We start from the raw sequence: 12,204 nt of genomic DNA, 5'->3' as shown, positions 1-12,204 counted from the left end.
CCCGCTCATGCGCACCCGCACCTTCGGACCGACCGGAGCCGCCGTCGCGGTCATCGGGCAGGGCACGTGGCAGCTCGAGCGCGCCGACCAGCGCACCGCGATCCGTACGCTCAACGCCGGAATCGATGCCGGAATGACTCATATCGACACCGCCGAGTCGTACGGAGACGGCAGGGTGGAGGAGATCGTCGGCCGAGCCGTACGGCACCGCCGCCAGGACGTCTTCCTGACCTCCAAGGTCCGTCCCGCCCACGCCGACGCACGCGGCACCGTGGCCGCCTGTGAAGGCAGCCTGCGCCGCCTGGGCACCGACCATCTGGACCTCTACCTCCTGCACTGGCCCAGTGACCACCCCCTGGACGAAACCCTCGCGGCCCTGCGCACGCTCCGGCAGGCCGGGAAGATCCGCCACTTCGGCGTCAGCAACTTCCACGACGAGCTCCTGGCCGACGTGTTCACCCGTACCGAACCGGGCGAGCTGGCCTGCAACCAGGTCGTCCACCACCTCGGCGACCGCTCCATGGAGCGCCGTACGGCCCCCGCATGCCTGGCCGCGGGCGCTGCCGTCGTCGGCTACAGCCCCTTCGGGCTGGGGTCGTTCCCGCCTTCCTCACGGGCCGCCGCCGTCCTCGACGAGACCGCCCGCGCCCACGGTGCCACGCGCCACCAGATCGCCCTCGCCTTCCTCACCCTGAACCGCGGCACCTTCGCCATCCCGAAGACCGCCACGCCCGCCCGGGCCGTCGAGAACGCCGCCGCGGCCGACATCGTCCTCGGCCGGGAGGAGGCGGCCCGCATCGCCGAGGCGTGCCCCGTCGCGCCCGTACCGTAGCGGTCGACCGGCTGCTGGGATCCCGAGCTCGCCGAGCGAGGCCAAGGCGGCAGCAGGCCGCCCCTGCGCGAGCTGAACACCGCTGCGCGGACGCCGCGGTCACGACCGGATCAGCCCGGTCCTGGCCGTGGCCCGTGTCCGGATCTGACAGAAGATGTGCCCCGCCGGGATGACGTAAGTCTTACGGCCCGGCGCGCGCACCCCCGTGACCGGGAGCCGCTGCGTAGCCTCGCGCCCATGCGTGTACTCGTCACAGGAGGAGCCGGATTCATCGGCTCGCACATCGTCACCGCGCTCTCGAAGGCCGGGCACGAGCCGGTGGTTCTCGATGCTCTGCTGCCCAGCGCGCACCACGTGGCTCCCGAGGTGCAGGCCGTGGAGTTCCTCCACACGGACGTCAGGGATCCGCTGGCGGTCGCAACTGCTCTGCACGGTGTCGACGCGGTGTGCCACCAGGCCGCCATGGTCGGCCTCGGCAAGGACTTCGCGGACGCCCCGGAGTACGTGAGCTGCAACGACCTCGGCACAGCCGTCCTGCTCGCCGCCATGGCGGACGTCGGCGTGCGCCGCCTCGTCCTCGCCGGTTCGATGGTCGTGTACGGGGAGGGGCGCTACGAGTGCCCCGCGTCGCACGGTGTCGTACGCCCGGGTCCCCGCCGGCCCGAGGACCTCGCCGCCGGCCGCTTCGAACCGCGCTGTCCCGCCTGCGACACCGAACTCGTCCCCGGTCTGGTCGGCGAGGACGCGCCGGCCGATCCCCGGAACGTGTACGCCTCGACGAAGCTCGCCCAGGAGCACTTGGCGGCGGCGTGGGCCCGCGCGGTGGGCGCGACGGCGGTCTCGCTGCGCTACCACAACGTGTACGGGCCGGGGATGCCCCGCGACACCCCGTACGCGGGCGTGGCCTCGCTGTTCCGCTCGGCGCTCGCCCGGGGCCAGGCGCCCCGCGTGTTCGAGGACGGCGGGCAGCGGCGGGACTTCGTGCACGTACGGGACGTGGCGGCGGCCAACGCGGTCGCGCTGGAGGCCGCCGATGGACTGCCGGCCGGCGCGCTCAGCACGTACAACACCGGCAGCGGCGAACCGCACACCGTCGGCGACATGGCCGTCGCGCTGGCCCGGGCGTGCGGTGGCCCCGAGCCCGTGATCACGGGCGAGTACCGTCTCGGCGACGTCCGGCACGTCACCGCCGACTCGTCACGGCTGCGCGACGAGCTCGGCTGGCGGCCCGAGGTCGGCTTCGCCGAGGGCATGGCGGAGTTCGCCCGGGCGGAACAGCGGGCCTCGGCGGCCCTGCGGTGACCGGGGTCAGCCCGCCGCCGGCAGGGTGACCTCGAAGCGGCAGCCGCCCTGGACGTTGCGGACCTCGGCGCGGCCCGCGTGGGCCTCGACGATGCCGCGGACGATGGCGAGGCCGAGCCCGGCCCCGGCCGGTGGGGTGCGGGCCTCGGTGCCGCGCCAGCCGGTGTCGAAGACGCGCGTGAGGTCCTCGTCGGGGATGCCGCCGCAGCCGTCGGTGACGGACAGGACGACGGCGTCCGCGCGGCGTTCGGCCGCGACCGCCACGGTGCCGTCGGCCGGCGTGTGGCGGATGGCGTTGACGAGGAGGTTCGCGAGGACCCGGGTCATCTCCTTGCCGTCCACCTCGACGGGGATCGCTTCGACCTCCTCCCCCACCAGGCGGACGCCGTGTTCGCGGGCGAGCGGGTCGGCGCCGCTCAGGGCGTCGCCCACGAGGTCGTACACGGAGATGCGGCTCGGGCTGATGGTCAGGGTGCCGGCGTGGATGCGGGAGAGTTCGAAGAGGTCGGTGACCATGGCGGTCAGGCGCTCGACCTCGGTGCGGATCTGCCGGTGGTAGCGGGCGGGGTCGGCGGCCATGCCGTCCTCCAGGGCCTCCGCCATGGCCCGCAGCCCGGCCAGCGGGGTGCGCAGGTCGTGGGAGATCCATGCGACGAGCTCGCGGCGGGAGGCTTCGAGCGAGCGCTCGCGGCGTCGGGAGGCGTCGAGTTTCGCGCTCGTGGCGGCCAGTTCCCCGGTGAGGGCGGCGAGTTCGGCGGTGGCCGCCCCGTCCGGGGCGGAGAAGCTGCCGCCGTCGCCGAAGTCGCGTGCGGCGCGGGCGAGGGCACGGCTGCGGGCCACCACCCAGCGGCCCAGGACGAGGGCGGTGCCCAGCGATACGAGGGCCGCCATGGCCACGACGACGGTCACCACCCACAGGTCGTGCGGGGACAGGAACATCGCCTGGGCGACGGCGAGGGTCCCGGCGAGCATCGCCGTCACGGTGACGGCGGCGACCACGGTCAGGGAGACCACGACGGAACGGCGCCGGACGAGGCGGAGCACCAGCGCTCCGGCGAGACCGGCGCACGCGGCTCCCGCGAGCGCGAATCCGGCGATCAGCAGGATGTCCTTCATGCCGCTCCCCCGTCCTGTCGGGGCTCGAAGCGGTAGCCGACGCCCCATACGGTCCGGATGAGCCGGGGCCGGGCCGGATCGTCCTCGATCTTGGCGCGCAGGCGCCGGACGTGGACCGTGACCGTGGACAGGTCGCCGAAGTCCCACCCCCACACCCGCCGCATCAGTTCCTCCCGGGTGTGCGCGGTGCCGGGGTGTTCCAGGAAGTACGCGAGGAGGTCGAACTCCCGGAGGGTGAGGGGGAGTTCATCACCCGCGCGGGTGGCCCTCCGGGTGCCGGGGTCGGCGGTGAGGCCGGCGGCGCGCAGGACCGTCCGGGGCGCCGCCGGCCCGGCGGCGGCTCGACTGCGGCGCAGCACGGACTCGACGCGCAGGACGAGCTCGCGCGGGCTGAAGGGCTTGGTGACGTAGTCGTCCGCGCCCACCTCCAGGCCCGTGATCCGGTCGTCCTCGTCGCCGCGCGCGGTCAGCATGATCACCGGAATCGGGCCGGTCTCCCGCAGCCGCCGGCAGACCTCCAGGCCGTCCAGACCGGGCAGCATCAGGTCGAGCACGACGAGGTCCGGCCGCCGCTCCTCGGCCCGCAGCAGGGCCTCGGGGCCGTCGGCCGCGTGCTCCACGGCGAACCCGGACCGGTCGAGGTATCCGGTGACCACTTCGGCGACGGTGGGATCGTCGTCCACCACCAGGATCCGGGCCGGTGGCTGCGGGGCGCTGTGCTCGCTCATGCCGCACAGCGTCGCATCCGTTCCGCCGAACGGTGACGGCCACCCGGGCGTACGGGGGCCGGCGTCCGCGTTTCGTAAGGAGTTCCACGCCCCCGATCCGCCGCGTGGTTCCTACGGTGAGTGGTGTGACACTCATGACCGTGGACGTGGTCCTTCCCTGTCTCGACGAGGCCGAAGCCCTGCCCTGGGTGCTGTCCCGCATCCCCTCCGGCTGGCGGGCGGTCGTCGTCGACAACGGCTCCTGCGACGGGTCCGCCGGCATCGCGGCGGATCTCGGTGCGACCGTGGTGCGAGAGCCCAGGCGCGGCTTCGGTGCTGCCTGCCACGCCGGACTGCTCGCTTCCGACGCGGAGTTCGTCTGCTTCTGCGACTGCGACGCCTCCCTCGACCCCGGCCTCCTGCCGGGACTCGTCGGCTCCGTGGCCGACGGTTCCGCCGATCTCCTGCTGGGCCGGCGCCGCCCCACCGAGCGCGGCGCCTGGCCGGCCCACGCGCGGGCCGGGAACCTCGCCCTGTCCTGGCTGCTGCGCCGCCGCACCGGTCTGCGCCTCCACGATCTCGGCCCCATGCGGGCGGCCCGCCGCGAGGCGCTGCTCGCCCTCGGCCTCTCCGACCGGCGCAGCGGCTACCCGCTCCAGATGGTCGTCCGGGCGGCCGACGCCGGCTGGCGGGTGCGCGAGGTGGACGTGCCGTACCGGCCGCGCACCGGCCGGTCGAAGGTCACGGGCACCTGGCGGGGTACCTGGCAGGCGGTGCACGACATGCGCAAGGTGCTCGACGAGCCGGCGCCGGTGGGCGGGGGCCGCCCGTGACCACCCTCCTCGTCATCGCCAAGGAACCCCGGCCGGGTCGGGTGAAGACCCGGCTCACTCCCCCGTTCACCCCCGAGGAGGCCGCCGCGCTCGCCGAGGCGGCCCTCGCCGACACGCTCTCCGCCGCTACGTGCGTCCCGGCGGACCGGCACGTCCTCGTGCTCGACGGGCGGCCGGGCCCATGGCTTCCACCGGGCTTCGAGATCGTCCCCCAGGCGAGTGGCGGGCTCGACGTCCGCCTGGCCGCCGCGTTCGCCGCCTGCTCCGGGCCGGCCCTGCTCATCGGCATGGACACCCCTCAGGTCACTCCGGCACTGCTGGCCCCGGCCCTGCGCTGGGACGAGCACGACGCCTGGTTCGGGGCCGCCGCCGACGGCGGCTTCTGGGCTCTGGGTCTCGCCCGTCCCGACCCTTCTGTGCTGCTCGGGGTCCCCATGTCGACGCCCGAGACCGGCGCCGTCCAGCACGCGCGCCTGCGGACGGCCGGCCTGCGCATCGGTCGCCTGCCGGTCCTGCGGGACGTGGACACCGCCTCGGACGCCCGGCAGGTGGCGGCCGAGGCACCGGACACCCGCTTCGCCGCCCGGTACGCGGAGTTGACCACCACGAGGGCGGGAGCGGGCCGTTGACCACCACGACGTGGCCGGCAGACCCGTACAGCTGCGCCCTGCGCACCGGCAAGGGCCCGCTCTTCCTGCGCCGGCACGACGGCTGGCTCCTGCCCCTGGAGGTCGAGCGCTGGTGCGAGGCGCCGGACCGCGCCGACCGCTCCGTACTCGGCCGCTGCCGCGGCACGGTCCTCGACATCGGCTGCGGACCAGGGCGGCTCGTCGCCGCCCTCGCCGCCGAAGGCCGGCGCGCGCTGGGCATCGACATCAGCCCGGAAGCGGTGGCCCGCACCGCGCGGCTCGGCGCGGCGGTCCTGCGCCGGTCGGTCTTCGACCCGCTGCCCGCCGAGGGACGCTGGGACACGGCGCTCCTGATCGACGGCAACATAGGGATCGGCGGCGACCCGGCCGCCCTGCTCCACCGACTGCGACAGGTCGTGTCGTGTTCCGGGCGGGTCATCGCCGAGTGTGCGCCCGTGGACGTCGACGAGCGCTGCGAGGTACGGGTCGACGACGGCCGGGGCGGGCGGGGGGCGCCGTTCCCCTGGGCCAGGGTGGGCACCCGCGCCCTGGCCGCCCACGCGTGCAGCTCGGGGTGGGAGGTCTGCGAGCAGTGGGCCCTGGAGGGGCGCTCCTTCCTGTCGCTCGTACCTCAGTCGCCCGCGGTGGCCTGCCCCTGACGGGGCCGCCGTGCCCGCCATCGCCGTACGGCGATCAGCGCTGCCGTCACTGCTGCCAGGGCCGCCAGCACGATCGCGAGATTCCTTCCGTAGGGAAGGGGCAGCGCCGACGGGTTGGGCGGGGCCCCCGGCCGCACGAGCAGCGGCAGCGTCAGCAGGACCACGCTGCCCGCCACGAGCAACGCCCCCCGCCACACACCGCGCCGGCGTCGCCCCACGAGAAGCAGCCCCACGGCGAGCACCGACGGGGCGAGGATCCCGTCGTGCAGGACGAGCGCACCGGCCAGCCACACCAGTACCCCGAGCGGATCCGGCTCGGCCACCACCAGCCATGTGCCGACGCCGATCAGCACGATGCCGAGGCCGCCGACCGCGTATCTCAGCCCGTTCGCCGTCCTCACAGCACCTCCAGGCGGTGGACCCACTTGGTCTGGAGGACTCCGGGCCGGTTGGGCGCGATGATCCGGGCCGGGAAGCCGTGGTCGAGCGTGAGCGGCCGGCCGTTCAGGCTCAGGGCGAGCAGGGTGAGCGGATCGTCCGCGTACTCCGCGCCCATCTCCATCACCCGGTACGCGCCGCTGACCTCGAGCGATGTCACCCGTACGGCGGCCCGGCCCGGACGCCCGCCGGCCCGGGCGACCAGGTCCCGGACCCGTACCCCGCCCCAGTCGGCGTCCACGCTCCAGCCTTCGACGCACGCGATCGGCAGCCGCGCCGTCGCCTGCGGCATCCCCCGCAGCGCGTCGAGCGTGAGGGCGTACGCACGGGGCCCGGCGACCTCCAGCCGCCACTCCCCCAGAGCACTCGGCGAGACGCCTGCCGCGGCTGCGGTCCGGTTCACCGGAAGTCCCTGCGGGCCGTGGTCGGGGTGCCGGGGCGCGAGCAGGTCGAACGCCTTGAGCGGGGTGAAGGACTGTCCGACGGTCGTCAGCGTGACCACGCCGACGGCCGCGCCCGTGGCGAGCAGCAGCGAGCGGCGGTCGGCGGCGTCCTCGGCGGGCAGGGCGCGCGTCCCCGCCGAACGCCGGCCCCAGTGGTCCCTGATCTCGGGGGCCTTGACCGCGATGTGCAGCAGGATCGAACCGGTCACCACCCAGGCCACGGCGAAGTGGACGGGGACGAAGGCGAAGGGCCACGGATACCACTCGACGATGTTGAGCAGCCCGGTGAGCACCTCGAAGACGGCCGAAGCCACGAGGACCGCGACGGACAGCCGCTCCAGCGCGTGCCGCAGGGACCGCACCGGCGGCCACACGAACAGCCGGGGGTACACCGCCCACAGCTTGACCAGCAGCAGCACGATCGCCGCCAGGCCCGTGGCGACGTGCAGGCCCTGGGTGAGCGTGTATCCCCATACCGGCCGGGCGGGCAGGTGATCGGCGAGCCGGTCCGGCGGGTGTTGGAGGTAGTGGCTGACGAGGCCGGTCGCGAAGCAGACGGCGAACGCCGCGCCGAGCCACCTCCCGATGGCGGTCGCCGTCGTGGCGTCGTGAAGGCGCCCGGTGAACTCCGGCGGCCGGACGGCCGGGAGCCGGAAGGCGGGTCGCGGCAGCCGGGCCGGCCTGGGCATGCGGAACGTCATACCGTCCATGACACCGCCGCGAGCGAGCGCGCGGAGGCTCCGACACCTTACGAAACCCGAACGCCCCGCCGGGTCTCCTCCTCGTCCGCCGCACGCGGTGCCAGTCTGCGCCCATGCCCCGCGACCGTCGTCCCTCCCTCGCCCTCGTCGTCACCGTGCTCCTTGTCTCGGCCCTGACCGCCTCACTCACCCTCGTGCTCGGCGCGGGCTCGCACGGGACCGGCTTCCTGGCGGGGTACGCGGGTGGATGGGCGGTGTTCGCAGCGGCCGTGGCCGCCCTGCGCCGCGTGCCCCGCCGGCACGTCGTCCCGCTCGTCCTCGCCGGGGCGCTCGCGGTGACGGCCACGGGACTCGTGGCGGCCCCGCGTACGAGCACGGACTCCTACCGGTACGCGTGGGACGGCCGGGTCCAGGCAGCCGGCCTCTCTCCGTACGACCTCGCGCCCGCGGACCCGAAACTCGCCGGGCTCCGGGACGGCTGGCTCTTCCCCGGCGCCGCGGTCTGCGCGCGGGGCGACGCGGACCTCGCGCCGCTCGGCGACGGCCGGTGCACCCGGATCAACCGGCCCACCGTGCACACCATCTACCCTCCGGTGGCGGAGGGCTGGTTCCTCCTCGTCCACGCCCTCACCCCGGAAGGCGTCCGCCACCAGGGGCTCCAAGCGGGAACGGCGCTCCTCTCACTGGCGGTCACCGGCCTCCTGCTCGCAGTCCTGCGCCGGCGAGGGGATCCACGCCAGGCCGCCCTGTGGGCCTGGTGCCCGGCGGTCCCCGTCGAAGCCGTCAACAACGCCCACGTCGACGTCCTCGCCGTGCTCCTGTCGGTCGGCGCGCTGGCCCTGGTGACACGCCGCCACCACGTCAGGGGCGGGGTCCTGCTCGGCCTGGCGGTCGCCGCCAAGCTGCTGCCGGCCGTGCTTGTGCCGGGGGCACTGTCCGGCATCCGGCGTCCGCGCACGATCGCGGCCGTGACGCTGTCGGTCGCGGCGACGGTGGCGCTGGCGTACCTGCCGTACGTCCTGCTCTCGGAGGGTTCCGTCCTCGGCTACCTGGGCGGATACACCCGGGAGGAGGGCTACGACGGCGCAGGCGCGGGCGGGCGGTACGCGCTGGTACGGCTCGTGCTGCCCGACGCGTGGGCGCTGCCCGCGGTGGTGCTGTGCATGGCGGTGGTCCCGGTGGCGGTGTGGTGGCGCGGCGATCCCGAACGCCCATGGTGTGGAGCATTGCTGACCCTCGGTACGGCGTTCCTGCTGCTGACGCCCGGCTACTCCTGGTACGCCCTGCTGCTGGTCGCCCTCGTCGCCCTGGACGGCCGCTGGGAGTGGCTCGGCGTGGCCCTCGCCGGTGCGGTGGCGTATCTCGCCGGCCCGGTCACCGGCACGGCGGGGGTGACCGCTGCGTACGGGGCGGCCGGGGTCGTGGTGTGCGCGCGGTGGTGGACGCGGCGACGGCGTACCGGGGCGTGTCCGTCTCCGTCGCACGGTTACGACGCGCTCACGGAGCGATCTCGAACTCCGGGGGCTTGAGGTCCTTGACGCAGGCGGTGTTCGGGGCGGTCGGGGTGTCGAAGAAGGAGGTGGTGATGGCCTGGGCGCACTTCGAGGTGGCGAACACCACGTGGGGCTCGTAGGGGATCGTGACGACCGTGGCGCGGTTCAGGGTGCGGGCGACGTACGGGCCGTTGTCGGCGCCGGTCTGGGCGTCGAACGCACCCGACAGGGCGAGGGTGGGGATGTCACTGCGCGTGACGTCCCGGATGGAGCGCGCCGCCGGGGGGATGTCCCAGACGTCGCAGTCCGGGCGGAGGAAGGTGAGCAGCGGGGCCTGGGCCTGCACCGAGCGGGGGAACGACGGGTACGCCTTCTGTCCGCCCTGCAGCGCCTGTTCCTCGCTCTCGTACGGCGTCCACTCGCTGCAGAAGACGCCGTAGACGAGGCCGTGCGACGTCACTCCGATGCCCTTGGGGTTGGTCCTCCAGCCCGCCCACTGCTGGGCGATCCGCTGCGGGTTGCCGTTGGCCAGCTCGTCGAGGGAGCGGGGTACGGCCTCCGCCGTGTGGGTGGCGGAGGTCAGCCAGTTGACCAGGGTCCCGCCGTCCAGCACGACCTTCACCGGCTTGTCGCTGCCGGGGAGCGTGACCGTGGTGGTGACCGGCTCGGCTTCGAGGTCGTTGACGAGCTTCTCGAAGGTGGCCGGCAGGTTCGGATAGCGCTTGTTGCACGCCGGCTGGTCCGCGCAGGCTTTGAACAGGCCGTCCGTGCCCTGCTTGAAGCTGCTCCAGGTCGAGGCCGACCCGCCCTTGGACGGTGGCAGGATGCCGTCGAGGCCCACCGAGCGGAGTCCTTCGGGGTGCAGGCGCATGTAGGTCAGCGCCAGGTGGGTGCCGTAGGAGATGCCGTACAGGTTCCACTGCTTGATGCCCAGCGCCTTGCGCAGGTCGTCGTAGTCGGCGGCGCTCTCGGTGTCGTTGTAGGCGCTGAGGTCGATGCCCTTGCCCACCAGTTTGTCGCGGCAGGCCTTGGTGGCCTCGACGTGCAGGCGTTCGGTGGACGGCGCGTCGTAGACGAGGCCGACCACGCGGGCGTTGAACTCGTCGATGTCGGGGCACAGGGCATCCGGATCGGCCGAGTAGGTGCCGCGCTGGGACATGAAGATGACGTCCCGGTCGCGGTTCAGGCCGCCGTCGATCGCCATCTTCACCTCCCCGACGGCGTCATCGCCGGGGCCGCCGGCGAGCCATACGATCGGGTCGGGTTTCGGCTCGGCGGCCGCCGCCGGCACGATGGCGACACCGAGGGTGATCTGCCGGCCGTCGGGCTCGGCACGGTTCTCGGGGACCGTGAGCGTTCCGCAGCGGGCCCCTTTCAGCGCCTCGATCGGTTCTGCCGTCTTGGGGCAGGGGCCCGGCTCGTAGCGGGCGTCGCCCACGGTGCGGGCGACCGTGCCGCTCGCTCCACCGGGCGTCTCCTCCTGCGCGCCCGCGGGCGCCGCGAGCAGGCCGGTGACGAGGATGCCGGTCGCCGCTGCGGCCGACCCGGTGCGCAGGCGTCGTACGTGTGGGCGTGCCATCTGCTCTCCCGGTCACTTCGGGGTGATCGTGAACGGTTCCCACTTGAGGCCCGCCACGCAGCCGGTGTCGGGCGCGGCCGGACGGGTGAGGAAGGACGCCAGCACCTTCTGGGCGCAGGGCGACTGCGGGACCACCCAGTGCCCGATGCCGGGGATCTGCACGGTGGTCGACCGGGGCAGCGTACGGGCCGTCTTCTGCGCCCAGCTGGCCCCGGTCTTCATGTCGAACGTCCCGTTGAGGAAGAGCGTCGGCACCGGGCTGACCGGGGCCGCCCGCTGCACGGCGGTGCGGTCGGGGACGTTCCAGACGCGGCACACCTGGTCCTGGAAGGCCAGTTGGGGCGCCTGGGCCAGGACCGGGTCCGGCCAGCCGGGGAAGGCCCGTCGGCCCGCGGCCAGCACGTCGGACGGCGAGTGGTCCGGCACCCACTCGCTGCACACCACCGAATTCGTCATTCCGTGGGCGGTCTGGCCGGTGACCTGGACCGAACCGGCGGCGCGGGCGCGGGCGAAGCGCTCGGGGCGTCCGCGGCCGAGTTCGTCGATCGCCGCCGGGACGTCCTTGAACGGGATCGCCTTGGCGACCAGCAGGTTCACCAGTGCGCCGCCGTCGAGGACGACCTGCACCGGGTCTCCGCCCTGCGGCGGCCGGACGTTCAGCGTCAGCGGCCGGTCCTCCAGCTTGCGCACCTGCTCGTTCAGGGAGCGCGCGAGGTCCGGATAGCGGCCCTGGCAGCGGGGCTCGGCCGCGCAGGCCTTGTAGAGGTGGTCAAGGCCCTCCTGGGCGCCGGCCCAGGCGAACGGCAGGGAGACGGACTGCGGAGGGGTGAAGGAGTCGAATGCCACCGCGCGGATCCCCTGGGGGTGCAGGCGCAGGTAGGTCATGGCCAGGTCGCTGCCGTAGGAGTGGCCGTAGACGTTCCACTGCTTGATGCCGAGCGCCGTGCGCAGGTCGGCGAAGTCGGCTGCGTTCTCGGTGCTGTTGTAGGCACTCAGGTCGGTCCCGTCGGCCGTCAGGCGGGCCCGGCACCGCTTCACCGCGTCGAGCATGAGCCGCTCCGTCTGCGGTGCGTAGGAGGGGAGCCCCACGGACTCGGCGTTGAAGCGGTCCAGCTCCGGGCAGGCCAGGTTGGGCTTGTCGTAGAGATTGCCGCGCTGGGCCATGACGATCAGGTCGCGGTCCCGGTTCAGGCCGGAGCCGACCAGGAAGGGGATGTCGTCGAAGGTCTCGCCACCGGGGCCGCCCGACATGAACACCACGGGATCCTGGGCGGGTTTCGCCGAGGCGGCCGGGATGACCGCGACGGCCAGCCGGACGGTCCGGCCGCCGGGACGGGCACGGTTCTCGGGGACCTCCAGGAATCCGCACCGGGCGGTGGCCAGCGCTTCGATCGGCTCAGGCGTCCTGGGACAGGGACCCGGCACGAAGCGTGACGCGACGGCCGTGCCGGGCCCGGCGACTTCGGTGGTTG

The 12,204-nt window shown here is 73.9% G+C and carries 12 protein-coding genes; 6 read left to right on the top strand and 6 right to left on the bottom strand.

The annotated features are described in order from the left end of the window. The first annotated feature begins 7 nt into the window (after positions 1–7). A complete protein-coding gene (locus tag GPJ59_RS00935; protein ID WP_219664204.1) occupies positions 8–832 on the top strand; it encodes an aldo/keto reductase in 825 nt (274 codons plus the stop codon). A gap of 237 nt (positions 833–1,069) precedes the next feature. Beyond that, on the top strand, positions 1,070–2,134 hold the full coding sequence (locus tag GPJ59_RS00930) for an NAD-dependent epimerase/dehydratase family protein (RefSeq protein WP_219664203.1): 1,065 nt from the start codon (positions 1,070–1,072) through the stop codon (positions 2,132–2,134). 6 nt (positions 2,135–2,140) lie between these two features. Here GPJ59_RS00930 and GPJ59_RS00925 read toward each other — a convergent pair whose 3' ends face one another. Next, positions 2,141–3,250, bottom strand: coding sequence for a sensor histidine kinase (locus GPJ59_RS00925; RefSeq protein WP_219664202.1), 1,110 nt, complete (start codon positions 3,248–3,250; stop codon positions 2,141–2,143). Then, entirely contained in the window at positions 3,247–3,978 is a 732-nt protein-coding gene (locus GPJ59_RS00920; protein WP_219664201.1) for a response regulator transcription factor, read from the bottom strand. Before GPJ59_RS00920 ends, GPJ59_RS00925 begins: the two co-directional genes overlap by 4 nt. A gap of 134 nt (positions 3,979–4,112) precedes the next feature. Here GPJ59_RS00920 and GPJ59_RS00915 point away from each other — a divergent pair, with 134 nt between their 5' ends. Genes GPJ59_RS00915 through GPJ59_RS00905 form a run of 3 tightly spaced genes read left to right on the top strand, consistent with a single transcriptional unit; the run spans position 4,113 to position 6,078 of the window. Continuing rightward, the gene (locus GPJ59_RS00915; protein ID WP_219664239.1) at positions 4,113–4,790 is read left to right on the top strand and encodes a glycosyltransferase family 2 protein; all 678 of its coding nucleotides are present in this window, start codon (positions 4,113–4,115) and stop codon (positions 4,788–4,790) included. Then, a complete protein-coding gene (locus tag GPJ59_RS00910) occupies positions 4,787–5,419 on the top strand; it encodes a TIGR04282 family arsenosugar biosynthesis glycosyltransferase (RefSeq protein WP_219664200.1) in 633 nt (210 codons plus the stop codon). Before GPJ59_RS00915 ends, GPJ59_RS00910 begins: the two co-directional genes overlap by 4 nt. After that, positions 5,416–6,078, top strand: a complete 663-nt coding sequence (locus GPJ59_RS00905) for a class I SAM-dependent methyltransferase (RefSeq protein WP_219664199.1) — start codon at positions 5,416–5,418, stop codon at positions 6,076–6,078. The genes GPJ59_RS00910 and GPJ59_RS00905 overlap by 4 nt, the downstream gene beginning before the upstream one ends. Here GPJ59_RS00905 and GPJ59_RS00900 read toward each other — a convergent pair. Then, positions 6,051–6,479, bottom strand: a complete 429-nt coding sequence (locus tag GPJ59_RS00900) for a hypothetical protein (RefSeq protein WP_219664198.1) — start codon at positions 6,477–6,479, stop codon at positions 6,051–6,053. The two genes, GPJ59_RS00905 and GPJ59_RS00900, sit on opposite strands and share 28 nt — an antisense overlap. Continuing rightward, the gene (locus tag GPJ59_RS00895; RefSeq protein ID WP_219664197.1) at positions 6,476–7,660 is read right to left on the bottom strand and encodes a molybdopterin-dependent oxidoreductase; all 1,185 of its coding nucleotides are present in this window, start codon (positions 7,658–7,660) and stop codon (positions 6,476–6,478) included. Before GPJ59_RS00895 ends, GPJ59_RS00900 begins: the two co-directional genes overlap by 4 nt. A 113-nt stretch (positions 7,661–7,773) precedes the next feature. Here GPJ59_RS00895 and GPJ59_RS00890 point away from each other — a divergent pair, with 113 nt between their 5' ends. Next, entirely contained in the window at positions 7,774–9,189 is a 1,416-nt protein-coding gene (locus GPJ59_RS00890) for a glycosyltransferase family 87 protein (RefSeq protein ID WP_219664196.1), read from the top strand. Here the strand turns inward: GPJ59_RS00890 and GPJ59_RS00885 are convergent. Together GPJ59_RS00885 and GPJ59_RS00880 are read right to left on the bottom strand one after the other, a co-directional pair. Then, positions 9,158–10,732 carry an alpha/beta hydrolase gene (locus GPJ59_RS00885; RefSeq protein ID WP_219664195.1) on the bottom strand — a complete coding sequence of 525 codons (1,575 nt, stop codon included), beginning with the start codon at positions 10,730–10,732 and terminating at the stop codon, positions 9,158–9,160. The two genes, GPJ59_RS00890 and GPJ59_RS00885, sit on opposite strands and share 32 nt — an antisense overlap. A 12-nt stretch (positions 10,733–10,744) precedes the next feature. Next, positions 10,745–12,157: an alpha/beta fold hydrolase gene (locus GPJ59_RS00880; protein WP_308120060.1), complete on the bottom strand. Its 1,413-nt coding sequence runs from the start codon at positions 12,155–12,157 to the stop codon at positions 10,745–10,747. Between the last annotated feature and the right edge of the window lie 47 nt (positions 12,158–12,204).

Origin of the sequence: Streptomyces bambusae (assembly GCF_019400985.1) — a bacterium.
In the GTDB taxonomy this organism is placed as follows: Bacteria; Actinomycetota; Actinomycetes; order Streptomycetales; family Streptomycetaceae; genus Streptomyces; species Streptomyces bambusae_A.
Note: the sequence above shows the minus strand (reverse complement) of the source record. Positions and strands in the feature narration are given on the sequence as shown.

Excerpts from the sequence above, each read along its gene's own strand:
- GPJ59_RS00935 (WP_219664204.1), top strand. The coding sequence starts at position 8 with ATGCGCACCCGCACCTTCGGACCGACCGGAGCCGCCGTCGCGGTCATC.
- GPJ59_RS00930 (WP_219664203.1), top strand. The coding sequence starts at position 1,070 with ATGCGTGTACTCGTCACAGGAGGAGCCGGATTCATCGGCTCGCACATC.
- GPJ59_RS00925 (WP_219664202.1), bottom strand. The coding sequence starts at position 3,250 with ATGAAGGACATCCTGCTGATCGCCGGATTCGCGCTCGCGGGAGCCGCG.
- GPJ59_RS00920 (WP_219664201.1), bottom strand. The coding sequence starts at position 3,978 with ATGAGCGAGCACAGCGCCCCGCAGCCACCGGCCCGGATCCTGGTGGTG.
- GPJ59_RS00915 (WP_219664239.1), top strand. The coding sequence starts at position 4,113 with ATGACCGTGGACGTGGTCCTTCCCTGTCTCGACGAGGCCGAAGCCCTG.
- GPJ59_RS00895 (WP_219664197.1), bottom strand. The coding sequence starts at position 7,660 with ATGACGTTCCGCATGCCCAGGCCGGCCCGGCTGCCGCGACCCGCCTTC.
- GPJ59_RS00890 (WP_219664196.1), top strand. The coding sequence starts at position 7,774 with ATGCCCCGCGACCGTCGTCCCTCCCTCGCCCTCGTCGTCACCGTGCTC.
- GPJ59_RS00885 (WP_219664195.1), bottom strand. The coding sequence starts at position 10,732 with ATGGCACGCCCACACGTACGACGCCTGCGCACCGGGTCGGCCGCAGCG.